Origin of the sequence: Marinomonas gallaica (genome assembly GCF_001639745.1) — a bacterium.
In the GTDB taxonomy this organism is placed as follows: Bacteria; Pseudomonadota; Gammaproteobacteria; order Pseudomonadales; family Marinomonadaceae; genus Marinomonas; species Marinomonas gallaica.
On sequence record NZ_LTAX01000010.1, the window covers coordinates 45218 to 69653 of the forward strand.

The following is a 24436-nucleotide window of genomic DNA, read 5'->3' on the forward strand; positions in this document are numbered from 1 at the left end:
AAAAAACACCGAGAGTGCCGGTTGTGACAGTCTCGGTGTGAAGGGACTATTGTCCATTACCTTTTAGGGGAAGGTATTTAAAAGTCGAAAAACTTTCTATTAGAAGCTGTACTGAGCAGAGTACATTACACGAGTAGCATCTGCATCGCCGCCATTGTAGTAATCGCTCTTGAAGTAACCAACCTCAACGCCCATCATAACGTTGTCAACTGGGTACCACATGTAGTTAACGAAAGCGTTAGAATTAGATTCGTTATTACCACCAACGTTACCTAGGTCGTTATTCATATCGTCTAGGTCCATTTTCACTTTACCGTAAACAATATTCAGGTCACCATCACCCACTTTAGTGGATAAACCAATTGTGCCGCCATAAGCAGAAACTGTTTCTAGGTCGCCGTTATGAAGGTAAGCATCGGTTCCACCGAAGTTTCCACCTGAGCGGTATAGGTACGCGTTTGCGCCATCAGAATAGTTAATTGCAGCATGAAGTGTCACTGCACCCATGTTGACGTTAACGCCAGTAAATGCACCTACACCTACAGCAGACTCATCAGTAGTGCCATCATCAGATGCCAGCATGCGGCCTAAACCTGCTACGACAAAATTTACATTATCACTTGCAGAGCCTTCATAACGTGCAGTGAATGTAGGCATGCTAGACTTAGTTGTAGCGCCATTACCTAGGTTTGGATAGTAGTCTTTCTCTAAAGAGAACGACATGCCGCCATCAGTGTAACGTACTTGTTCAACACGATCCTGTACACCTGGGCTACCCGCAGTTGAATCGAAATCTAGAGTCGGAGTCCAGCCAGTCCAGCTGTTGTAGTTAGACCAAGTTTTACCAACAGTCCATTTTTCGTAAGAACCGTAAGCATGGCGTAGACGGAAAGTGCCACCACGGAAATCACCCTCAACAACGACTTTAGCGCCGTCTTTGTGTTGAGCAGAGATACCAATACGAGATTGCTGTGCATCAGCGTCAAAGTGACCTTCAGCTACATTATTAGCATCTGTTAATCCGCTGAATTGGCCAGCTTGAGTTGTAGAGCCGATGTCTTCGTTAACGTCATAAACAGCGTTTAGTTGAGCGTAGCCGTATACATTAGCTGTCACATCACCAGCATTGATATCAAATGCGTGAGCGGCTTGAGAAAGACCTAAAACACTTACACCTAGCGCTAAACATACTTTGGATTTGATCATAAATCGTTCCTATTTATTATTTATTCCGAGTTAATTTGTTATTGCCCAAATGTTTGGGGCAGAAATTAACAAATTCGTAATAAAACATATCATGCTTAAATTGTGCACGCCAATAGCAATTTATAAACAAAGCTTATTTGAATCTGATTTTTTAATTAAAAATGAATGTTGATTCGAACGGTCAGAACTCATTAACTGACATAGTATAGATACATCAATAAATATAAAATATATATATATTTATCAGTAACTTATGGTTTACATGACTGAGTATTTTTAGCGTGATTCATTAATAAATTCATATATTAGGTTTCAATAAAACGACAGCATAAACACTAATAACGACCAACAACTAATCAATTAAATTAATAAATTATGTGCAAAAAATATTTATACTTTTTTTATCTATTAATAATCGTTAGTCACAAAACGACAACTATTGAGCATGAGCGACAAAAATTATTTTCAACTCAATGTATTGCAACATGAAAATCAAGGTGACCTGATCAACTAATTGATCAATAACACCTTTTTGCCGGTCAGCGTAAGAAGGGGTTGTAAGCCTGTTTGGTTTTCAAGTCTTAAGAAACACTACCTAGATCCGTTCGCTAAATACTTCACGAAATGAAGCAGCATTCTGTAAACATTACACAAGTGCTCTCCGAGCTCTTTATGAGCCTTTCATGACTACATAGTATGGGGAGACCGTTTAAATTGGATGGATTGATCACCTAGGTTAGGTGCATTTTCAAAATTAGGGATAAATATGAGTCTTATTGATACGCTCAAGCAGCACACTGAAAGCATCGTAAATTCAAAGCACATGCTAAAAGGCATCACTCTGGCGTCTTTTTTTGAGTCCACCATTGTCCCCATTCCTCTCGAGGCCGTGATGATTCCACTTATGCAGGCGCGACGGGAAAAGCTTTGGCTGATTGCCTTAATGGCGACCATTGGGTGTATCGTCGGTGCTATAGCTGGCTATGCATTGGGGTACTACTTGTTTGACTTGGTAGGAGACTGGATCATTGAAACGTTTTCAAATCAGGATCAATTTGAACAAATATCCAGCAGGATGGAAGATCAGGGCTTCTGGTTTGTTCTAACGCTTGGAATCGTCCCCATTCCTTTTCAAATTGCTATGTTAGCGGCAGGCGCGACGAAGTTTTCTTTGATGTATTTTCTGGTTGCGACTGCGATCGCACGTTCGCTGCGTTATTTCGGGTTGGCGCTAGTGGTATTTTTAGCCGGTAACAAAGCAGAAGAGCTTATAAGGACCTATAAAACGAAAGCTATTGTCATCATAACAGCAATCGTAGCATTGCTTTGGTGGCTATCTACTTTGATTTAAAAAAGGCATGGGGTGATTTGCCACATGCCTTTGTATCTTTATGAATTGGCTATTAGATACTAATCAGCACCGTCAGATTTAATCATCGTCATTCGCGTTAGCGATTCGGTCTAAGCGGTCTTGCTCTTCTTCAAAAGCAGCTTCAATCTCGATGAGAACAGAATCTACATCCGCTTCTTCTTCCGGCTCATCGAAATGACCTGTTAACACCGTTTCGGTGGTTAACTTGCCAGCTTCGTAGATCGACCAAATTTCTTTCGCGTATTTTGTCTCTAACAGTTCGGGAGCGAAGGTGCCGTAATAGTCACGCATATTGTTCACATCACGTTCTAACATCCATTCTGCGTGGTTGTTAGCAACCGCATCAACGGCTTGTGGTAAATCAATAATGACTGGTCCATGGGAGTCTACTAAAACATTAAACTCTGATAAATCGCCGTGAACTAAGCCAGCGCATAGCATGCGTACTACGTCATTAATAATTTGTGCATGGTCTGCACGCGCTTGCTCAGGCGTGAGTACCACATCATTAAGACGAGGAGCGACTTCACCGCTGTCATCTGTCACTAGTTCCATGAGTAAGACGCCATCAAAGCAGCCATAGGGCGTTGGTACACGCACGCCAGCTTGGGCTAGTTTGTATAACGCATCGACTTCAGCATTATGCCAAAGCGTTTCCTGCTCATCACGACCAAACTTAGAGCCTTTCTCCATGGCACGAGCGCGTCGACTGTTTCGTACCTTGCGACCTTCGCGGTATTGAACGGCTTGTTTGAAGCTGCGTTTGCCGGCATCTTTATACACTTTGGCACAACGAATGTCGGATCCACAGCGCACCACATAAACAGTTGCTTCTTTGCCACTCATTAATTGGCTGATCACATCGTCAATCAACCCATCTTCAACAAGAGGTTGAATTCGTTTAGGAATTTTCATTGGGTTCCTTTTGATAGGGTTTGACGACTCATAGCGCGAGTGTAGTTATAAATTGAAATGACTTGATACCTTGTAATCTGAATGGACAATGTTTCAAATAGCGAGTATCGGACGCTTGAACGCTTTATACAATAGCGCACCGCTTAAAAATTCATTTAACCATCAATTATAAGTAGATCAATAACAAAAAAGCCTAATATGTTGGCTGTTGAAAGTGAAATAAAGGTTTATGTCTCAAGTTCAGTTAATCCAAGATGCACACTATATTGCCTTAATATTGCCTTGTGAGTGTAAGGTTCTAAGCTCTTCTGTTCTAAATGGTGGATTGAGTTGTGCGAAGTCTTTCTTAAATTTGAAAGTAGATCAATATGCTCCTCCCCCTTGGCCTGCCCCAAAAGAGACATTACGTAGTAAGGCAATGGAATTGACTCTACCTCAGCCGACTACGGCCATGATGACAGCGGCTTCAATGGATTCACTAGGGTACTGTGAGGAAAGTAGGGCGGAACTAAGGGTTGAGTGCTGGGTAACGGCTGGATTGAGTAACGTTCGCCGAGTTGGAGACCGTTCAAGTGAACAGCCAAGGGCAGGTACCATCAATATTAGTTTATACATCAATCATGTTTTGAGCGATGCAGCGTTAGTGGAAGCATTAATGATGGTGACTGAGAGTAAAGTAACAGCCATTCGTGATGCGGGAATTGTTAGTCCAATTTCAGGTTTGCCAGCCAGCGGCACAGGGACCGATAGTCATGCTGTGTTTTGTGAAAAACAGGGTGAGGCGCTTAATTATTGTGGTAAGCATACTCTGATTGGTGAATTAATCGGCAAAGTGGTTTTGAGTGCCTGTTCTATTAGCATAGAAAAATGCATGGCCCAATAAAAATATGTTCGGCTGAGACAGGAGTTCAATTAATGATCAGATGAAATCATAAATTAGCGCCTTTAATGAGTGTTTTTGATTAATACTTGATCGAATTCGTAAGCGCTGTATTTAAGTAATTGTCTTATAAAAGTTTCTTTGTATTGAGGGTGTCTTAATTTTTATCAATATTTCTTTCCCTTTTTACATAAAGGGAGTTGAAAAACATCTCTAACGGCCTTACGTTATTAGTAGTGGCAATGAAACGCTAAACGTCCCTAACCGAATGGGATAGGTAGAAGGAATATAAATTATGTATACATTAGATATCAGCGGTCACCATGTTCACACGACTGAAGAAGTTCAACAAACAATCAAAGAAGGAATGGATCAGCTAGCCGACATTAATAGCAACATCACCTCTATTAAAGTCATTGTTAATTCAGAAAGTCATCAGAACAAAAGTGAGCTGATTATTGAGGCTCGCGTCCATATTCCAGGTCACGATTTATTTGCTTCTGTAACAACAGACAAACAATTGAGTGCTGCTGTTGACGCTCTAGTTGAAAAGCTTGAAAAGCAGCTTCTAAAACATAAAGCGAAACACGAAGGTCGTAAACATCATCCAGATGCACGTGATGTCGAAACAAACGAAGAACGTGAAGAGCAAGAAGAATTCAATGAATTAGAACGTCGCGACGTCGTTTAAAAAACGTTCGACCTAATCTAGATAGAGAAACCCGCCCCGGCGGGTTTTTTTATCTCTGTCTGATTAGAGAAACCCGCCCCGGCGGGTTTTTTTATCTCTGTCTGATGGAGTAGATAGACCATAAGGGCAGACCAGTTACAGGCAAACAATAAAAAGCCGATGTTGATTCAACATCGGCTTCTTTTTAATCAAGCGTTAGCGATCGCTATTAAGCTTACGCAGAAGCGTCAGTTGCAATAACGGTTGATGCTTTCTTAACGTACTCGCTCATCTTATCGAAGTTTAAGTAGCTGTATACTTCGGCAGACATGCTGTTGATCTTGTTCGCGTATTCTAGGTACTCAGCAGGCGTTGGCAATTTACCCATTAGGGAAGCTACTGCCGCTAGCTCAGCAGAGGCTAGGAATACATTCGCACCATTACCTAGACGGTTAGGGAAGTTACGCGTTGACGTCGAAACAACCGTTGATTTATCCGCCACACGTGCTTGGTTACCCATACATAGAGAACAACCAGGCATTTCCATGCGTGCGCCAGCTTTACCGAAGATGCTGTAGTAACCTTCAGCGGTTAATTGCTGTTGGTCCATCTTAGTCGGTGGCGATACCCAAAGACGTGTTGGTACCACTTTACCCGCTGATTCAAGCAGTTTACCTGCTGCACGGAAGTGGCCAATGTTTGTCATACAAGAACCGATGAATACTTCGTCGATTTTCTCACCTTGTACGTCCGACAATAGGCGAGCATCATCAGGATCATTTGGCGCACAAAGAACAGGCTCTTTAAGGTTATCAAGATCAATTTCAATAATTTGCGCGTATTCAGCGTCTTCATCCGCACGCATCAAGCTTGGGTTGGCTAGCCATTGTTCCATCGCGTTAGCACGACGCTCAAGCGTACGTGGGTCACCATAGCCTTCAGACATCATCCAACGAAGCATAACGATGTTAGAACGTAGGTATTCAGCAACTGACTCTTCAGATAGGTTGATGGTACAACCCGCTGCTGAACGCTCTGCAGAGGCATCAGAAAGTTCAAATGCTTGTTCTGCTGTTAAATGTTCAAGACCTTCGATCTCAAGGATACGGCCAGAGAAGATGTTCTTCTTACCTTTTTTCTCAACCGTTAGGTGACCTTCTTGGATAGCTTGGTAAGGAATCGCATGAACAAGATCACGTAGTGTGATGCCTGGTTGCATTTTACCTTTAAAGCGAACCAAAACAGATTCAGGCATATCAAGAGGCATTACACCTGTTGCTGCAGCAAATGCTACTAGACCAGAACCCGCTGGGAAAGAAATACCTAGAGGGAAACGAGTATGTGAGTCACCACCTGTACCGACTGTGTCAGGAAGCAACATGCGGTTCAACCAAGAGTGGATGATACCGTCACCTGGGCGTAGAGAAACACCACCACGGTTCATGATGAAGTCTGGAAGCGTGTGGTGAGTTTTTACGTCAACAGGTTTAGGGTAAGCCGCTGTGTGACAGAAAGACTGCATAACAAGATCTGAACTGAAACCAAGACAAGCAAGGTCTTTCAATTCGTCACGCGTCATTGGCCCTGTTGTATCTTGTGAACCAACAGTTGTCATCTTAGGTTCGCAGTAGGAGTTAGGACGAACGCCTGCAACACCACATGCTTTACCCACCATTTTCTGAGCCAGTGTGAAACCTTTATCAGAACTTGCTACTTCGCCAGGTTTTAAAAACAACTCAGAACCTGACAAACCTAGAGATTCACGTGCTTTGTTAGTTAGACCACGACCGATGATTAGAGGAATACGGCCACCAGCACGTACTTCGTCTAGTAACACTTGAGTCTTAAGCTCAAAAGTCGTGATAACGTCATCAGTGCCGTGTTTTTTCACAACGCCTTCGTATGGGAAAATGTCGATGATATCGCCCATTTCCATACCGTCTACATCCATTTCGATCGGTAAGGCACCCGCATCTTCCATGGTGTTGAAGAAGATCGGAGCAATTTTACTACCAATACAGACACCACCAGCACGTTTATTAGGGATGAAAGGAATATCATCTCCCATGTGCCATAGTACAGAGTTCGTTGCAGACTTACGGCTTGAACCTGTCCCCACAACATCACCAACGTAAGCAAGAGGGAAGCCTTTCTCTTTTAGTTCGTTGATTTTAGTGATAGGGCCGATTTCACCGTCTTCATCTGGTGTGATGCCATCGCGAGCCATTTTAAGCATCGCATTTGCGTGTAGAGGAATATCAGGACGCGACCATGCATCAGGTGCAGGAGATAGGTCATCTGTGTTGGTTTCACCTGGAACTTTGAATACCGTAACAGTGATTTTATCCGCAAGTTTGGGTTTCTTAGTAAACCACTCGCCATCTGCCCATGACTGAATGATTTGCTTAGCAAACTCGTTACCTGCTTTTGATTTCTCGTCAACATCGTGGAATGCATCAAAGATTAAAAGTGTGTGAGAAAGAGCGCTTACAGCAATCGGCGCAATTTCAGCGTCGTCTAGGCAATCGATCAACGGCTGAATGTTGTAGCCACCAAGCATACTACCAAGTAGTTCAGTTGCTAACTTTTTATCGATAAGTGGCGAAGACGCTTCACCTTTAGTGATGGCTGCTAGGAAGCCTGCTTTAACGTAAGCAGCTTCGTCAACGCCGGCAGGAATACGGTTTTTCAGTAGGTCAAGTACAAACGCTTCTTCACCTGCTGGCGGGTTTTTAAGAAGCTCAACAAGTGATGCTGTTTGATCTGCATCGAGCGGCGTCGCTGGAATACCTTGAGAGGCACGTTCTTCGACGTGTTTACGGTATGCTTCTAACACAATAGATCCCCTTATCTGGACATCAGTGTAATCACTAATGTTGTTAAGCGTTGACTCTGCGGATTCGAGTTAATCTATTAAGAGTTAACTCGAGCAAAGCTCAGCACTGGCAAATTAATCTGTCCGCACATTCTATATAAAAATCAGCATCATGAGTGGGATATCACCATACATATTTAGAATAGGTAATATTTACCTTACTTATTCTGTCGCCGCTTCTTTAATAGCTACGGTGATATTAGTCGTACGATTCGGAAGCCCCAATTGCTTGCGCGTAAGGTTGGCTCTGCACGATAACGTGTCGCGCTTCGGCCTACTGTGGGCACATCAAACCAAGAACCACCTCGTAATACTCGCCCATCGCATTGATCAGACAACCACACCTGATTCGTGCTCGGAGCGCCAGCGTAGTTTTCGTGGTAACAATCTTCCACCCATTCAGCAACGTTACCGTGCATATCGAAAATCCCCAACGGGTTACTGGCTTGAGAGCCTACAGGTGCGGTTGAAATGCCATCCCATTGGCTGCCACAACTATCACACACGCTGTAGCCAGGTTGAACCTCATTACCATACCAATAAGCTGTCGGAGATCCTGCACGTGCGGAATATTCCCACTCAATTTCCGTTGGCAATCGATACTCAGAGCCAGTCTGTTCCGATAGCCAATTGGCATACGCCTTTGCGTCATACCAACTAACATTTATCACCGGACGATTACCACGTCCCCAGCCGTTGTCTGGGGGGGCAGGGCGTCCTGTAGCGGCAACAAAGCGATCATATTGTGCAAAGGTGACTTCATTTTTACTGAAGTAGAATCCTTTAGGAATGTTGACCTCATGAACTGGCGACTCATTTTCATCGCCAGCGCCATTTATGTCACCCATCTGGAAGGTTGCTGGTGCGATTTTTTCAACTTTAGGAGCTTTGCCACCATCGTTTAAGTCTTCCTCCAATACTTGAGGGAGCCCGTCAAAACGACTTTCTGCCGTCACTGTGGGAGTATTTTCTGTCGTAGTGTTAGCAGGGGGTGGTGTCGGCCATAACAGTGTTGCCGCGATTGCGGTAACGGCGACTAAGCCAAGTCCAGCACCAGCATACAATGCAACTGGTTTCTTATTTCGTGGCGGCGGTGGAGCATCTGAATTGGCCTTAGAGCTGTTTACAAATAAGTTTGCTCGAAGCAAGCGCATCACTTCGACAAGTGATTTAGGACGATAGCGTTCAGCAGGTCGCGCCCAACCTTTAATTTTTTTCCACGTTGCTTGGTCAAGCGTTTCGACATGATCAGGCAAGTTATTAAGCTTACCGTTATCCAGCCAAGATTCACCCACAAGAGAAGCGATTAATAATCGCATAAACATATAATGATCGGATGAAACACTAATGTTTGGATTGCGCTTAGTGTATTCAGGCGGGATAAAGCGGCCATCCATGTCTTGATCAGTAATTTTGTCTAGCCAACTGTGGGTGCCAAACCCTGTTAATATGCCAGCACCGTTTACAACATGAACGCTGCTGAGATCTAGATGACCATGGATATAGCCATGCTGATGCACTTGGTCTAGTGCTTTGGCAATGGGATCAAAAATACTTAATACGATATTGAGTGATGCACCATCTGGATATTTGCCTAAATAGCTAAAAAGACGTTCGCCTCCACATAGGTTGTAAATAGAAAACACCCATAAATTGGAATAAAATGGTGGATAGCTACGCGTGATAGCCGGATGTTTAAGTTTTGCGTGACGGCGGGCGATGGAAAGAAACTGGTTTACATCACCACGTTCCGAACGATAAAAGCGCAACACAAATGACTGACCGCCTTGATCGGCAACCCAAACACTTTTGTCGTCACTTAATGGATAGTTAAGAACGTAAGGGTCAACCTCTACGCCAACTTGTTGTCCAATGCTAAGTTTTGATACGTCATAATATTGATTCATTAGCGAATTGATATCCAAATCAATGTTTTGCTTCTGCTGATTAAAAGGCCTAATCAGAGTATAATCCGTTTTTTTTCAGAGAAAAGGTAGCTTTGATGTTAACTGATTATCCCGAACTGGTAGAGTTTTTACCATGTGAATCCCCAAAAGAATGGGTTCAATGGGCATTGGAAAACGAAACTTTACTATTAATTGATCATGCTCACTGTGAAAAGAAGGCTGCTTCAACCGCGATGAGCCTTATGTATCGTTACGTTGATCGGGAAAATCTGCTGCATAAAATGTCACAGCTTGCCCGTGAGGAGTTACTGCATTTTGAGCAAGTACTGAACATCATGCGTAATCGTTGTGTAGAGTACTGTCATTTGCAAGCCTCTCGTTACGCGGATGGGCTTCGTAAGCATATCCGAACTCACGAACCGGCAAAACTCATTGATACTTTAATCATAGGCGCGTTTGTAGAAGCACGGTCATGCGAACGATTTGCAGTTTTAATCCCCCACCTCGATGAAGAAATTGGTAAGTTTTATAAATCTCTACTGAAATCTGAAGCGCGTCATTTTGAAGATTATCTGTCTTTAGCAGAAGAATACGCTGGGCATCCTATTGATGATCGTATTGCGTTCTTTAGAGAAATTGAGCACCAGCTCATTATCGAGCCAGATGACGAGTTCCGTGTACACAGTGGACCACCAAAAGCGGCTTAAATCAAAAACTGGATACAAACGTTTACGTAATTAGATCAAACGTTTGTACAGTTTTCCCTTCACAAACCGTTTTGATGTGCTAATCTCGAAGTAACTACTCTCACAAGAGGAGGGCGTAAGATGGGCACACAAATGAATGATTTACTGCCAGATGTTACTTATTGGCTAACTCTACAGATTGCTAAAAGCGATCCGGGTATTGATCTTGAACAGGTCTATCAAGGTACTGTAGAGCTTGATTACTTATACCAGGTATTAACCAGTAAAGCTCAGCAGCACTGGTGGTCTACCTATGGTGTAGAGTTGAGCCCGGTAACGGTCAATAATGCATTTTTCCGTGCTATTGCCGTCCTCCATGATCGTAACCTAGAGTACAAACGATCAAAAAACCGATCTGAAACGGACTGGGTAAGAGAGTTACTACATTTATAAAAAGAGCAGTGTTACTGCTCTTTTTATGTCCTACATAAACCATTGAGGCCGTATTATCCTGTTAATGAATGGATTTTCTGCCATTCCTTAAAGCATGGTTGATCTGACAAATAATGCTCAACCAGCACATTAAGATGCTCAATGCCTCGGTCATCCATGATGGCTAACCAAACATGCTTATCCCAGTCACCAAGCACGAGACGACTGTACGTATTCGCTTTATGCAGCGCAGGGCGGTGGGTGTGACCGTGAATCAAAAGCGATACGTGTCCTACCACACTTTCTTCAACTGCGAGAGCGTTAACATCCATAATAGCGTCTTGCTTGTCTGCAGACATACTCTTTGAGTCGTCACGCAGCTTTTGTGCTAAGGCGAGTCGTTGTTCTAACGGCATGGCTAAGACTTGTTTCTGCCATATGGGTTGTCGAACCATAGTGCGAAACTCTTGATAAGCATGATCGTCTACACAATATTCATCGCCATGAGTCAGCATAATGGCCTGCCCGTTTTGATGAATGATGTGCTGTTCGGCCAACGCTGTAACGCTATTACGCTCAAACCACGCATCACCTACCAAGAAGTCACGATTTCCGGCAATGAAATAGGTCGCTATATTTGCGCTTGCTAGCTTGGCAAATTGAGCATCTAGAATCTTGATCCAGTCAGGCTGGTAGTCATCGCCTATGTAGGCTTCAAACAAGTCTCCGAGAATATACAATTCTGAAGACGGCTCTTCGCATTGGCAAAGTTGATCCGTCAGATACACAAACGCCTGGATTAAATCCAGGCGTTTGTCACTCAAATGAAGATCTGAGATGAAGTATCGAATCATGAACTTATTCTTTGATCAGTTCTGCAGACTCAATGATAACGTCTTCCGCTGGAACATCTTGATGACCTGCTTTGATCGTTGTTTGAACTTCTTTAATTTTGTTCACAACATCCATACCAGCCGTCACCTTAGCGAATACCGCGTAACCCCAACCATCTGGTGTTTTAGCGCGGTGGTTTAAGAAGCTGTTATCAGAAACGTTGATGAAGAACTGCGCAGAAGCTGAATGCGGATCCATCGTACGCGCCATTGCTAGAGAGCCCACAACATTTTCTAGGCCATTGTCCGCTTCGTTTTCGATTGGCGCACGCGTTTCTTTCTGTTTCATACCTGGCTCAAAACCACCACCTTGAACCATGAAACCGTTGATCACGCGGTGAAAAATAACACCGTCGTAAAAACCTGATGTTACATATTCTTCAAAGTTTTTAGAGGTCTTTGGTGCTTTTTCGTAGTTAAGTTCGATTGTGATGTCGCCAAAATTCGTATGAAAAACGATCATGTAACTTTTCCTTTAGTAGGTTAGGTGTAATAAATTAATCAATGCCAAGCATTTTATGTGTTTGTAAACTTAGACGCCACTGTGGATTCTGTAAACAATAGCGAATTGTCTGGGCCTGAGCGTCATCAATGCGAGCTTGACCGGCTGGAAGTGCACTTTGATCCATGGGTTGGAGATAGAAGTGCTCAAATTCAAGATCTGTAAACAAATTTGGTGGCAAATGCTGTTGAGGAAAAATAAGTTTTAATTCACTGCCTCCATTTACGACCAATGGCTCAGCTGTTTTAGGGCTGACACATATCCAGTCAATGCCTACGGGGAGCGGTAACGTCCCGTTGGTTTCAATCGCAAGAGTGTAATTAGATGCTTTCGCGGCTTGAATTAGCTCATCATCCAGCTGGAGTGCAGGCTCACCCCCAGTGAAAATTAAATATTTATGCTGTGTATTCTCTGGCCAAAGTGTATCAAGGTGTGCGATCAGAGTATCGGCGTCATGAAATTTGCCGCCATTTTGACCATCTGTGCCAACAAAGTCTGTATCACAAAACTGACATTGAGACGTGGCGCGGTGTTTTTCTTTCCCGGTCCACAAGTTACATCCTGTGAAACGACAAAAAATTGCAGGTCGACCCGCATGCGCGCCTTCTCCCTGCAGGGAATAGAACGCTTCTTTAATTGAATACATGGTTCATCCTTCAATCACCCGAAAACAGTCGGGGCTGACAGTGATAACGATCACTAGCAAATTGCTTGGCAAAAGCTAATGCTGGTTAATACTATACTTCGTATGACAGAGGGTCCGTCACACCTTGTTCGTTAAATGCTTCCATACGCTCATTACAAGCGCCACATTTGCCACAGGCTTTTTCACGACCGTTATAACAGGTCCAAGTATCACCGTAATTTAGGTCCATAGCCAAACCAGCTGCCAAGATTTCACCTTTGGAGCTGTTTAAGAACGGTGTAACAATTTCAACGGGTTCATAATTAGCAATTTGCGATACTGCATTCATGGCATGAACAAATTCAGGTCGACAGTCTGGGTAAATATGATGATCGCCTGCATGCGCACCGTAATAAACTTCAGGCGCTTCAAGGGACACAGCGTAAGCAATGGCCATTGATAAAAGCACCATATTCCGGTTCGGAACGACGGTATTCTTCATGCTGTCTTCAGCGTAATGACCTTCTGGTATCTCAATGTCATCCGTTAGAGAAGAACCGGCCATAAGACTGTTGATAGCAGAAATGTCGACGACTTTGTGTGGAATGTTGAATTTTTGACAAACCTTTGCCGCAACATCCAGTTCTTTGCTATGGCGCTGACCATAGTTAAATGACAGTGCATACACATCTTTGCCCGCAGCCAGTGCTGTATGAAGTACGGTGTAAGAGTCCATTCCTCCTGAATAGACCACAACGGCTTTGTTTGACATGAGTTGACCCCTTTATTTCCAAGGGCGCGGATTATAGCAAATCACGTTTGAGTAACTAGCCTTTGTTAAAAAATTAAAGTGAATGAGTCACAATGGCTTGTCGGTAACTGGTTACGCATATAATATAGGTAACCAGTTACCTATATTATTTAATGCATAGTTTTTGAGTAAAGTTTATGGAGCAGTTTGGTGTTTTGTCTTTAGGCAGCCGTCTAAAGCGATTGAGCGATTTCTTGTACAGTGAAGTGCAGTCTGTATATCTAGCGGAATCGTTGATGATTTCATCAACGTACTTTCCCATTTTACGTCTGTTACAGCAGCAAGGCGCTTTGTCTGTTATGCAAATAGCGGAAGGTTTGGGGCTGTCTCATCCAGCTGTCAGCAAACAAGTCAGTAAAATGCTAAAAGAAACCCTGTTAGTGAAAATTCCAGATCAACACGACCAAAGAAGATCTGTTATTTGTTTATCAGAATTCTGTTGCCAAGAAATGGTGAAAGTTGAACCGGTACTTGAAGCAATAGGTAAAGAGCTCGAATATTACTTAGATGCGCAAACGGGATCGTTTTTAACACAACTGTCAGGGCTTGAATCACAGTTGTTGAATGGCCCTTATGCCATTCGGGTCATTCTTAGGCTGCACCCCGAAAAAGTTGACATTCAATCACTGAGCTCAAAGACGGACTGCCTAGTGTTTAAGCAACTGAATGAAGCTTGGCTACAACGTTTTTTCCCAAACGACATTTATGAACGCGATCATCGTATTCTTAATGACCCTTACAGTGAGATCATTGAGCAGGGCGGAGTTGTGCGATTAGCTTTCGTCGATGGAAAACCCATTGCGAGCTATTACCTTATGCCATCAGACAATGGTTTTGAAATCGGTAAGCTGGCAGTAGATGAACGTTTTTCCCGTCTTGGTATAGGTGAGCGCATGCTTAAAGATGCGCTGACTAAAGTCGTTGAAATGGGTGGGCAATATGTCCATTTAGAATCCCACACATCCTTGGTACCGGCGTTAAATTTATATCAAAAACTAGGTTTTACTATTGATGAATCCTGTGCCGTATTCAGCGTACCAAGAGCCAACCTTCGCATGACTAAAAAACTTGGAGGCAAGGTGTGAATTCATTTCAAAATGCACAGCGTGGTGCTTTAGCGTCAATCCCTATGATTATTGGTGGCATTCCATTTGGTCTACTTTTTGGCTCTCTGGCGGCCGCCAATGACTTAAGCATTTGGTTTGCGGTAGCCATGTCGAGCATAGTGTTTGCTGGCTCAGCTCAATTTGTGGCACTGGGCCTGATTGCAGCAGACGCGCCACTTTGGGTCATTATACTGACGACTTTTGTTGTTAACTTGCGTCATATTCTCTATGCAGCCGATTTATTACGCTATGTGAGGCATTTGCCGCTCAAACTTAGACTTTTAATGGGCTTTGGTTTGATCGATGAAACCTATGCCGCGGTTAGGCCTATGTACGACATGGGATCAGCAGATAAAAGCAATGGTCATCAGGTCTATATTGGATCATTTTTAAGTTTCTATTTGATGTGGAATATCACCACAATAATGGGTGTGCTCGCAGGAGAATTTATTCCTGGGCTAAGTGAGTGGGGCTTAGAGTTTGCGATGGTGGCCACCTTTATCGGCATTGTAACCCCTTATTTAAAATCAACTCCTTACTGGGGGGCGTTTGCTGTTGCCGTGGTGTGTTCGGTGGTCTTCCGTGACATGCCGAATCAGATGGGATTAATCGTAGCAACGTTATTAGCCGTTGCCACAGGCTACCTACTGGATACAAAGGCATCAAACAAGAAAGCAAAGGAGCCTGCTCGTGTCTAATGTTGAATTACTGTTAATTGTTGTAGGGATGTTTCTAGTGACTTATGGCATTCGTGTAACGCTGTTCGTGGGCGCTAATCGTGCTGAAATGCCTGAGTGGCTTGATAAAGCGCTAAAATTCGTCCCAGTCTCGGTATTAACGGCCATTATTGCACCCATGGCGTTAACCAACGATAACGGATTGGCAGTCTCTCTGCTGAACCCTTGGTTTGTCGGAGCATTGGCTGCACTGATAACGGGGTTAGTATTCAAGCGACAGCTGTTAACCATTTCTATCGGCGTGGTCGTATTTTTTCTGATGAAAATGGTAACAGGCAATTAGAATTACGTTTGGGCGTACCCATCTTTGAATAAAATCAGATATACTTGAACGCTATTATTTTTATTCGTTACATGAACACCAATTGGGATTCGAACATAACATGTCAGAAGCGTCTAAACCTGGGAATTTCATCACCCAAATCATTGATAAAGATACCGAAGCTGGCAAACATGGTGGCAAAGTGCATACACGCTTCCCGCCAGAGCCAAACGGTTATCTTCACATCGGCCACGCAAAATCTATCTGTCTAAACTTCGGTATTGCAGAGCGTTACCAAGGCCAATGTAACTTGCGCTTCGATGACACTAACCCTGAAAAAGAAAGCGTTGAATACATTGAATCGATTAAGCGTGACGTTGAGTGGCTAGGCTTCGAATGGGCGGATGAGCCTAAATACGCATCCGATTACTTCGATCAGCTTTTTGCCTTTGCCTGTGATCTTATCAAATCAGGTAAAGCGTATGTCTGTGAACTTAACGCAGAGCAAATGCGTGAATACCGTGGCACATTGAAAGAGCCAGGAAAAGACAGTCCTTACCGTGACCGCTCACCAGAAGAAAATCTAGCGCTATTTATGGAAATGCGTGACGGCAAATACGCTGATGGCGAAAAAGTCTTGCGCGCTAAAATTGATATGGCAAGCCCAAACATCAACATGCGTGATCCGATTATCTATCGTATACGTCATGTACATCATCACCAAACTGGCGATAAATGGTGTGTTTACCCGATGTACGATTTCACACACTGTTTATCCGATGCGCTGGAAAATATTACTCACTCAATTTGTACGCTGGAGTTCCAAGACCATCGTCCGCTATATGACTGGACTCTGGATACACTTGAAACGTTCCACCCGCAACAGATTGAGTTTGCTCGCCTAAACTTGAACTACACAGTTACAAGTAAACGTAAACTAAAACAGCTGGTTGATGAAAACCACGTTGAAGCATGGGATGATCCTCGCATGCCGACGATTTCAGGGATGCGTCGCCGTGGTTTTACACCAACATCTATCCGCAATTTCTGCGAACGTATTGGTGTAACAAAATCTGACAGTGTGGTTGATTTTGGCATGCTTGAACATGCGATTCGCGAAGATTTAGATGCGAACGCTAATCGCGCTATGGCTGTACTAAATCCAATCAAGGTGACGTTGACTAACTATCCAGAAGATAAAGAAGAAATCTTCTCAGTGTCGAATCATCCAAAGAACGATGAAGCCGGTAAGCGCGAAGTGCCTTTCAGCAGAAATCTATTTATTGATGCCGCAGACTTCGAAGAAGTGCCGCCTCGCAAGTGGAAGCGCTTAAGTCTTGGGACCGCTGTTCGTTTACGTGGGGGTTATGTAATCACCTGTGACGAGGCGATCAAGGACGAAGAGGGTAACGTCGTTGAGCTGCTATGCAGTTATGATGAAAACACGTTAGGAGTGAACCCTGAAGGTTACAAGCCAAAAGGTGTGATTCACTGGGTCAGCGCAAATCATGCGGTGGATGCGACGGTGCGTTTGTATGATCGCTTATTCAACGAAGAAGCCCCAGATGCAAAACACGAAGACAAGACCTTCTTAGATTTTATTAACCCTGAGTCTATGACCGTGACAACTAATGCGAAACTTGAAGCATCATTAGCGAAAGCAGAGCCCGGTGTTGGCTTCCAATTCGAGCGTGAAGGTTACTTCTGTCGTGATCTAAAAGAAACGGGCATGGTATTCAACCGTACCGTTACGTTGCGTGATTCTTGGGTAAAAATCGAAGCAAAGGGATGATTCTGTAATGCTTAAAATTTTTAATACTTTGAGCGGTAAGAAAGAAGAATTCAAACCGATTGAAGACGGCAAAGTAAAAATGTATGTGTGTGGCATTACGGTTTATGACTATTGTCACATTGGACATGCGCGAGCAATGATTTCATTTGATGTGATCACACGCTTCTTGCGTCATGTGGGTTACGATTTAACCTACGTACGCAACATTACGGATGTTGATGATAAAATCATTAAGCGTGCCGCTGAAAACAATGAAACACCAAGCCAGTTAACAGAACGCATGATTGCTGCACAAACGGAAGACGAAACAGCGCTGGGTAACAAAGCGCCAGACCAAGAGCCGAAAGCGACAGAGTTCATGCAGCAAATAATCGACATGATTCAAGTGCTGGTCGATAAAGGCTACGCCTACCAAGGTGAAAGTGGTGACGTGTATTACCGCGCAAGCAAGTTCGCCGATTACGGTAAACTGAATAACCGTAAAATCGAGGACATGCTTGCTGGCGCTCGTATTGAAGTAGAAGCTTCTAAAGAGCACCCTGCGGATTTCGTGCTATGGAAACCGGTAAAGGAAGGTGAAGTTCATTGGGAGTCGCCTTGGGGCAAAGGTCGCCCTGGTTGGCACATTGAATGTTCAGCCATGTCGACACATTGTCTTGGTTCGCATTTTGATATTCATGGTGGGGGCCCAGATCTTAAATTTCCACATCATGAAAATGAAATCGCTCAGTCAGAAGCGGCTACGGGTGAGCAATACGTAAATTATTGGATGCATTGTGGCGCAGTACGCGTAAACAACGAGAAGATGTCTAAATCTTTGGGCAACTTTTTTACCATTCGTGAAGTACTTGAAAAGTTCAATCCAGAAGTAGTTCGTTACCTGATGGTGTCTAGCCAGTACCGTAGTAGCATTGATTACTCCGATGCTAGCTTGAAAGATGCTAAGACGGCGTTAGAGCGTCTATACACGGCGCTTCGCGATCAAGAAATTGCCTCAAGCTTTGTTGCAACAGAGTTTACAGAGCGCTTTGAAGACGCCATGCGTGATGACTTCAATACGCCTGTAGCGCTGTCTGTTATGTTTGAGCTGGTCCGAGAGCTCAATAAAGCACGTGCAGAAGGCAGCGACACAGCTGCTACGCTTGCCGCTGAATTAAAAGCGCTTGCTGAAGTGTTGGGTTTGCTTTATCAAGACCCTGAATACTTCATGCAAAACAGCACCGTGAATGAAGGCTTGTCAGCTGAAGACATTGAGGCCTATATTGTTGAGCGTGCTCAAGCACGTAAAGACAAAAACTTTTCTCGTGGTGACGAGATCCGTGACCTATTACTGGAGCAGGGTATTACATTGCTTGATAGTCGCGAAGGCACAACGTGGACTCGTGGCTAACTAGCTTATAGGCCATAAAAAAGGGAGACTCGCTGAGCCTCCCTTTTTGCTTGTTATAAAAGACAGTTAGCGCTAACTCTCCGATTTAACGCGCACAGCAAGCACATCACACGGCGCACCGTGTAATACGCCATTTGCTGTTGAACCTAGTAACAGAGCTAGCCCGTGGCGACCATGACTGCCGACGACAATTAAGTCAGCGCTCGATTCTTCTGCAACACGATGAATTTCACTTTCAATACCACCTTGAGTAACAATAGTGGAATGAACAGGGACCTCTAGTTGATCAACGAGTACCTGCATACGGCTTGTGGCCGTAGTGTGGAGTTGTTCTTGAATGTCACTTACGTCAATTGGCACATCACCGCCGTAAGCGTAGTTAAGGGATTCAATTACGTGAATAATAGTGAGCTGGCCGTCGAAGGCTTTGCACATGGCAGCCGCCTTGTTGGCAACAAGGATACTTTGGTCCGTTAGGTCCACCGCCAAAATAATGCGTTGGTAGGGCATGGGATACCTCCAATTTTGGGTTCCATTTATTCTCAACATTTTAAGAGTAAAGCAATGACAGCTTTAATTGTAGTATTTATTACCCTTTCCTTGATGGGATCGGCATTATGGATCATGCCTACACGGCGTGAGCGTGAAAAAATGGCATTACGCATGCAAGCTCGTCAACACAATATTACCGTACAGCTAACAAGTGTAAACCTGCCAGACAAGTGGGATAAGATAAAGGTCAAAGAAAGTGGTCTTTGTGCTTATCATAAATATCGTGAAAAGCCGCTTAAAGACTTTTCTGATATCAATATCTACCCTTATGAGGTATGGAAGCACGAGTCAATTTGTGAGGGCTGGTACGCCAATTTGCCGTTTTCACTGGATTCAGATATAGCAAATCTACTGGAAAAGCATCACGCTGTCTTTGTGGCGATAGAGATATCGGCTAACAGCGTGAGTTTGTACTGGAGAGAAAAGGGTGACGAAAGCACCGTAAACGATGCTAACGCCATCATTACTCGTCTTTTAGAGGTTCGCTAGCAACGCCTGCGGACAGATCCTCAATGGAGTGGACAAGCTCTGAAAGCACTTCTTCAGGGTTTTCTGCTTCTTGAATCGCCATAATTTGCGGAGCCAAGATTTCTTGCATCCGTCCATCAACAAATTTTTCTAACTCTTTTTTCTCTGGTCGATCCACATTGTTGGACTTTAAGTGTGAGTGAATAACACTGTAAAGGGTTTGCGCAACGCGCATATCACCAGAATGAAAGTTCTTATTAGCCTGAACGATTTGGCGATTCAACTGAATCCAAAGGTTCAGCCAGCGTAAGTAGACATAGCAGAGCTTGTAATGGGTATTGCTTATACGGCCTTTGCGGCGCATATAAAGCAGCATTTTTGCCGCTTTGGTTAACCGTTCTTTGTATTTTGTTTTCTCATGAAAACTCATTTCATCTGGTTCAACATTCATATGTGCTGGGGCTTCTTCCCGTTCAGCCTCAGCCTTAGCAATACGCTGTTCTATTTTTTCTGGGTCATCCGTATATGAGATGAGCTCTCGTAAATTTTCTAAATAAAAGTCATAAAAAACATCGCTGACGATCATATCGGTATTAATTGACCGTAATCCGATGATATGTTGCTCCATGCGATCAGCGCGGTTTTTTAACTGTAGAAGTTTTAATCGACGTTCTTTTAACTCCAGCTCTTTTTGATGAGCACGCGAGCCAACGACCACTGAAACCAGCACGATTATGAAAAGAATGACTATAGTTAGGATCTGAAGCGTAGCCATGATTGTCCTTTGTAAGTGATTTCAGTATGTTAAAGGGCAAATGCTAGACACAGCAATAGGAATGTTGCGAATCTCTCAGGGATTGCTTGTCATATATTAGCGCTTTGCTTAATATCTGCGCCCCTAAGGTATTCTAAGCACGTTCATCTTTCAAAAGTAATTAAGGCTCGAACAACCCAATGGCAAAATCTCTGGTTATCGTGGAATCGCCAGCTAAGGCAAAAACAATTAACAAATATCTCGGCAACGACTTCGTCGTGAAGTCGAGTGTTGGTCATATCCGAGATCTCCCGGCTGGTACGACGTCCACATCTACACCGCAGGAACGTGCTAAACAAGCCGCGTTGACGCGCAAAATGAGCCCGGAAGAGAAAGCGGAACACAAACGTACAAAAGCACGTAAACAGCTGATTAACCGTATGGGCGTGGACCCTGAACATAACTGGGCTGCACAATACGAGATTTTACCCGGTAAAGAAAAGGTTGTTGAAGAACTACGCCGACTAGCTAAAAATGCTGACACCATCTATCTCGCAACCGATTTGGATAGAGAAGGTGAGGCCATTGCATGGCATTTACGTGAAGCCATTGGTGGTGATGATAATCGTTATAAACGGGTTGTCTTCAATGAAATCACAAAAAATGCCATTACATCGGCTTTTGAGACACCATCAGAACTAGACATGAATCGCGTTAATGCTCAACAAGCGCGCCGCTTCCTTGACCGCGTTGTAGGGTTTATGGTATCACCGTTACTTTGGGCAAAAGTAGCTCGTGGATTGTCCGCTGGCCGAGTCCAGTCGGTTGCAGTGCGATTGATTGTTGAACGTGAAAAAGAAATTCGTGCTTTTATCCCAGAAGAGTTCTGGGAACTTGACGCTAATTTAGCGACTCAAGATAAAGCCAACATTCCTTTTGTCACAGTGAAACATCAAGGCAAAGAATATCGTCCGACCTCTCAAGAACAGTCAGACGAACACGTTAAACGTCTAGAAAATGCAGCGTTCAATGTTGTCAGTCGTGAAGATAAACCGACTCGCTCTAAGCCGTCGGCACCTTTTATCACATCAACATTGCAGCAAGCCGCGAGCACTCGCTTGAGTTTTGGCGTTAAGAAAACAATGATGCTTGCGCAGCGTTTGTATGAGGGGGGTTATATCACCTACATGCGTACAGACTCGACCAATCTAAGCGCTGAGGCCGTTGAAGCTGCTCGTGAGTACATTCAAAGCAAGTTTGGCGACGCTTACTTGCCACCGGAAGCATTGCGTTATTCGAGCAAAGAAGGCGCTCAAGAAGCCCATGAGGCGATTCGTCCTTCTAGTGTGGATGTAACCCAAGATATGCTGCAAGGCATGGATAAGGATGCACACCGTCTTTATGATCTGATCCGCAATCAGTTTATTGCATGTCAAATGACGCCCGCAGAATATACCTCTACCACCATTACTGTGATGGCAGACGAATACGAACTACGAGCAAAAGGCCGAATCTTACGCTTTGATGGTTATACTCGTGTTATTACACCGGTAGGTAAAAAAGTCGAAGACACTATTTTGCCAGATGTGAAGCAAGGTGAGCAGTTAACATTGATTAACTTAGACCCTGAGCAACATTTCACCAAACCTTCGGCACGCTACAGTGAAGCCAGCTTAGTAAAAGAGTTGGAAAAACGTGGTATTGGTCGTCCATCAACGTACGCGTCAATTATTTCAACCATTCAAGACCGTGGTTACGTGCGTGTTGAAAACCGCCGTTTCTACGCAGAAAAAATGGGTGACATCGTTACCGATCGACTGGTAGCAAGCTTTGATGACCTCATGGATTTCAGCTTTACTGCGCAAATGGAAGAAAAGCTTGATGATATCGCAGAGGGCGAAAAAGATTGGATAAAAGTACTGAATAGCTTTTATGCTGATTTTAGCAAAACCCTAAATAAAGCCGAAGCGGTTGACGGCGGTATGGCACCAAATGAGCCAACGCCAACGGATATCCCATGTCCAACGTGTGAACGACCTATGCAGATTCGAACTGCTAGCACCGGTGTATTCTTGTCCTGCTCTGGTTACGTATTGCCGCCAAAAGAGCGCTGTAAAGCAACCATAAACTTAGTAAGTGGTGATGAAGCGGTTGCGGTCGATGACGAAGAAGGCGAATCTAAAGCCCTGATTAACAAGCGTCGTTGTGACATTTGTGGATCAGCGATGGACAGTTACTTGGTCGATGAACACCGCAAATTACACGTTTGTGGTAACAACCCTTCTTGTCCAGGTTTTGAAGTCGAAAAGGGGACGTTCAAGCTCAAAGGCTACGATGGCCCTACACTTGAATGCGATAAATGTTCTTCTGAAATGCAGCTAAAAACTGGTCGTTTTGGTAAATACTTTGGCTGTACTAATGAAGAATGTAAGAACACACGTAAGCTATTGAAAAATGGTGAAGCCGCGCCGCCAAAGATGGACCCTGTTCCGATGCCTGACTTAGCATGTCAAAAGGTGGAAGATCATTATGTTCTACGTGACGGTGCAACGGGGCTTTTCCTTGCGGCCAGCCAATTCCCACGCAAGCGTGAAACGCGTCCACCATTGGTAAAAGAGCTAAAACCTTACATGGATCAAATTGATCCTAAATATCATTACTTTGACAGTGCTCCATTGCAAGATGAAGAGGGTAACCCAACCGTTATTCGCTTCAGTCGTAAAACGAAAGAGCAATACATTATGACTGAAATAGAAGGCAAGCCTACAGGCTGGAAAGCCTTCTACGAAGGTGGTAAGTGGAAAATTGATCACGGTAAAAAGAAAAAATGATGTCATCTAGTTTGGCAAGTAGCACTAATCAACGCTTAGATGCGGCGCGTCGCCTGCTGGTTCAAAGCCAGCAGGAAGAAGGCGAATGGCTCATGAACAGCTATGAATCTTCTGCTGTGTTCCAGCTACGCAGTGGTTTGAATGGTTTACTTCAAGAGGTGATGGCTTCTTATAATCTTTCCTGCCAAGTTGATATTGACGTCATGGTTCGTGCCAGCGAAGAAAGAGGGATTGCTGTCCCAGTGCTGTTAGAGTTAATGCAACTTAAATCATCTAGGCAGTCTTGGTTGTCTCAATTGCTAGATACATTTGATGCAGCACTTGAGTGTCGTGCTGCAAATCAGGCATACTCCGCAGCGGGTAATGTTGAGCTGATCGGTCGAGGTTCTGATGCTGGTAGCTCAACCAAACACATCTTAAGCTCTTTAACTGAGCTCGTCTTACGTTTTCGTGAAGACGCCGCAGAATATTAATGATGAAAGATACGTATTTAGAAATAGTAGAATTAGAAAATGGCGAGATTGTCTTGCGCCCAGCAGGGGAAGACGACGATAAAACACCGATTGCCACACTAACCATTTCTGATGACACGAAAGACTTTTTGAAGGATCGTTATTTTGAATTGGCCAAATGCATGTTCCATGCGGGCATAGATTTTGTTTATTCAGATGACTTCGATGGTTTAGATGGCTCTGATTCCGATGTGTATGATGAAGAATTCATGCCTCGGATATTGCACTGATAATTAAAGTTAAGGGTTAAAATTCATG

The 24436-nt window shown here is 43.9% G+C and carries 24 protein-coding genes; 14 read left to right on the forward strand and 10 right to left on the reverse strand.

What is annotated here, in order from left to right; genetic code table 11:
- Positions 1-99 precede the first annotated feature (99 nt).
- The gene (locus AYW76_RS10985; protein WP_067219809.1) at positions 100-1206 is read right to left on the reverse strand and encodes a DcaP family trimeric outer membrane transporter; all 1107 of its coding nucleotides are present in this window, start codon (positions 1204-1206) and stop codon (positions 100-102) included.
- 766 nt (positions 1207-1972) lie between these two features.
- On the opposite strand from AYW76_RS10985, the gene AYW76_RS10990 reads away from it, so the two are divergent.
- Entirely contained in the window at positions 1973-2557 is a 585-nt protein-coding gene (locus AYW76_RS10990; RefSeq protein ID WP_067219812.1) for a YqaA family protein, read from the forward strand.
- Positions 2558-2635: 78 nt separating this feature from the next.
- Here AYW76_RS10990 and AYW76_RS10995 read toward each other — a convergent pair whose 3' ends face one another.
- Positions 2636-3493: a PA4780 family RIO1-like protein kinase gene (locus AYW76_RS10995; RefSeq protein ID WP_067219815.1), complete on the reverse strand. Its 858-nt coding sequence runs from the start codon at positions 3491-3493 to the stop codon at positions 2636-2638.
- A 229-nt stretch (positions 3494-3722) separates the two neighbouring features.
- Here AYW76_RS10995 and AYW76_RS11000 point away from each other — a divergent pair, with 229 nt between their 5' ends.
- Both AYW76_RS11000 and hpf read left to right on the forward strand, forming a co-directional pair.
- On the forward strand, positions 3723-4376 hold the full coding sequence (locus AYW76_RS11000) for an adenosylcobinamide amidohydrolase (protein ID WP_067219819.1): 654 nt from the start codon (positions 3723-3725) through the stop codon (positions 4374-4376).
- A gap of 292 nt (positions 4377-4668) precedes the next feature.
- The gene (gene hpf / locus AYW76_RS11005) at positions 4669-5064 is read left to right on the forward strand and encodes a ribosome hibernation-promoting factor, HPF/YfiA family (protein WP_067038016.1); all 396 of its coding nucleotides are present in this window, start codon (positions 4669-4671) and stop codon (positions 5062-5064) included.
- A gap of 214 nt (positions 5065-5278) precedes the next feature.
- Here hpf and acnB read toward each other — a convergent pair whose 3' ends face one another.
- Together acnB and AYW76_RS11015 are read right to left on the reverse strand one after the other, a co-directional pair.
- Positions 5279-7879, reverse strand: a complete 2601-nt coding sequence (gene acnB / locus AYW76_RS11010) for a bifunctional aconitate hydratase 2/2-methylisocitrate dehydratase (RefSeq protein ID WP_067219823.1) — start codon at positions 7877-7879, stop codon at positions 5279-5281.
- Positions 7880-8106: 227 nt separating this feature from the next.
- Positions 8107-9825 (reverse strand): SUMF1/EgtB/PvdO family nonheme iron enzyme, encoded by a 1719-nt coding sequence (locus tag AYW76_RS11015; RefSeq protein ID WP_067219827.1) that lies wholly within the window; start codon positions 9823-9825, stop codon positions 8107-8109.
- Between the two features lie 95 nt (positions 9826-9920).
- On the opposite strand from AYW76_RS11015, the gene miaE reads away from it, so the two are divergent.
- Together miaE and AYW76_RS11025 are read left to right on the forward strand one after the other, a co-directional pair.
- The gene (miaE, locus tag AYW76_RS11020; RefSeq protein WP_067219831.1) at positions 9921-10532 is read left to right on the forward strand and encodes a tRNA-(ms[2]io[6]A)-hydroxylase; all 612 of its coding nucleotides are present in this window, start codon (positions 9921-9923) and stop codon (positions 10530-10532) included.
- Positions 10533-10652: 120 nt separating this feature from the next.
- Positions 10653-10964: a hypothetical protein gene (locus tag AYW76_RS11025; protein WP_067038023.1), complete on the forward strand. Its 312-nt coding sequence runs from the start codon at positions 10653-10655 to the stop codon at positions 10962-10964.
- A 53-nt stretch (positions 10965-11017) separates the two neighbouring features.
- Here AYW76_RS11025 and AYW76_RS11030 read toward each other — a convergent pair whose 3' ends face one another.
- The 4 genes from AYW76_RS11030 to queC form a co-directional block, all read right to left on the reverse strand.
- Positions 11018-11797, reverse strand: a complete 780-nt coding sequence (locus AYW76_RS11030; protein WP_067219835.1) for a UDP-2,3-diacylglucosamine diphosphatase — start codon at positions 11795-11797, stop codon at positions 11018-11020.
- Positions 11798-11801: 4 nt separating this feature from the next.
- Positions 11802-12299 carry a peptidylprolyl isomerase gene (locus AYW76_RS11035; RefSeq protein WP_067038026.1) on the reverse strand — a complete coding sequence of 166 codons (498 nt, stop codon included), beginning with the start codon at positions 12297-12299 and terminating at the stop codon, positions 11802-11804.
- A gap of 34 nt (positions 12300-12333) precedes the next feature.
- Positions 12334-12984 carry a 7-carboxy-7-deazaguanine synthase gene (queE, locus tag AYW76_RS11040; protein ID WP_067219839.1) on the reverse strand — a complete coding sequence of 217 codons (651 nt, stop codon included), beginning with the start codon at positions 12982-12984 and terminating at the stop codon, positions 12334-12336.
- Positions 12985-13075: 91 nt separating this feature from the next.
- A complete protein-coding gene (gene queC, locus AYW76_RS11045; protein WP_067219842.1) occupies positions 13076-13735 on the reverse strand; it encodes a 7-cyano-7-deazaguanine synthase QueC in 660 nt (219 codons plus the stop codon).
- A gap of 176 nt (positions 13736-13911) precedes the next feature.
- Here queC and AYW76_RS11050 point away from each other — a divergent pair, with 176 nt between their 5' ends.
- The 5 genes from AYW76_RS11050 to cysS all read left to right on the forward strand — a co-directional run bounded on the left by AYW76_RS11050 (position 13912) and on the right by cysS (position 19061).
- Positions 13912-14859 (forward strand): bifunctional helix-turn-helix transcriptional regulator/GNAT family N-acetyltransferase, encoded by a 948-nt coding sequence (locus AYW76_RS11050; protein ID WP_067219847.1) that lies wholly within the window; start codon positions 13912-13914, stop codon positions 14857-14859.
- A complete protein-coding gene (locus AYW76_RS11055; protein ID WP_067219852.1) occupies positions 14856-15578 on the forward strand; it encodes an AzlC family ABC transporter permease in 723 nt (240 codons plus the stop codon). Before AYW76_RS11050 ends, AYW76_RS11055 begins: the two co-directional genes overlap by 4 nt.
- A complete protein-coding gene (locus tag AYW76_RS11060) occupies positions 15571-15900 on the forward strand; it encodes an AzlD domain-containing protein (RefSeq protein ID WP_082866200.1) in 330 nt (109 codons plus the stop codon). Before AYW76_RS11055 ends, AYW76_RS11060 begins: the two co-directional genes overlap by 8 nt.
- 100 nt (positions 15901-16000) lie before the next feature.
- Complete coding sequence (locus AYW76_RS11065) at positions 16001-17671, forward strand: glutamine--tRNA ligase/YqeY domain fusion protein (RefSeq protein WP_067219856.1); 1671 nt, start codon at positions 16001-16003, stop codon at positions 17669-17671.
- Positions 17672-17678: 7 nt separating this feature from the next.
- Positions 17679-19061: a cysteine--tRNA ligase gene (gene cysS / locus AYW76_RS11070; RefSeq protein ID WP_067219858.1), complete on the forward strand. Its 1383-nt coding sequence runs from the start codon at positions 17679-17681 to the stop codon at positions 19059-19061.
- Positions 19062-19133: 72 nt separating this feature from the next.
- On the opposite strand, the gene AYW76_RS11075 is transcribed toward cysS, so the two are convergent.
- Positions 19134-19571, reverse strand: coding sequence for a universal stress protein (locus AYW76_RS11075; RefSeq protein ID WP_067038044.1), 438 nt, complete (start codon positions 19569-19571; stop codon positions 19134-19136).
- Positions 19572-19625: 54 nt separating this feature from the next.
- On the opposite strand from AYW76_RS11075, the gene AYW76_RS11080 reads away from it, so the two are divergent.
- Positions 19626-20102, forward strand: coding sequence for a hypothetical protein (locus AYW76_RS11080; protein WP_067219861.1), 477 nt, complete (start codon positions 19626-19628; stop codon positions 20100-20102).
- Here the strand turns inward: AYW76_RS11080 and AYW76_RS11085 are convergent.
- Positions 20077-20856, reverse strand: a complete 780-nt coding sequence (locus AYW76_RS11085) for a DNA topoisomerase I (protein WP_067038048.1) — start codon at positions 20854-20856, stop codon at positions 20077-20079. The two genes, AYW76_RS11080 and AYW76_RS11085, sit on opposite strands and share 26 nt — an antisense overlap.
- Positions 20857-21035: 179 nt before the next feature.
- On the opposite strand from AYW76_RS11085, the gene topA reads away from it, so the two are divergent.
- The 3 genes from topA to AYW76_RS11100 are packed head-to-tail and all read left to right on the forward strand — an operon-like array spanning position 21036 to position 24408.
- Positions 21036-23666: a type I DNA topoisomerase gene (gene topA, locus AYW76_RS11090; RefSeq protein WP_067219865.1), complete on the forward strand. Its 2631-nt coding sequence runs from the start codon at positions 21036-21038 to the stop codon at positions 23664-23666.
- Positions 23663-24139: a DUF6586 family protein gene (locus AYW76_RS11095; RefSeq protein WP_067219868.1), complete on the forward strand. Its 477-nt coding sequence runs from the start codon at positions 23663-23665 to the stop codon at positions 24137-24139. The genes topA and AYW76_RS11095 overlap by 4 nt, the downstream gene beginning before the upstream one ends.
- Entirely contained in the window at positions 24139-24408 is a 270-nt protein-coding gene (locus tag AYW76_RS11100; RefSeq protein ID WP_231872599.1) for a hypothetical protein, read from the forward strand. Before AYW76_RS11095 ends, AYW76_RS11100 begins: the two co-directional genes overlap by 1 nt.
- Positions 24409-24436 lie beyond the last annotated feature (28 nt).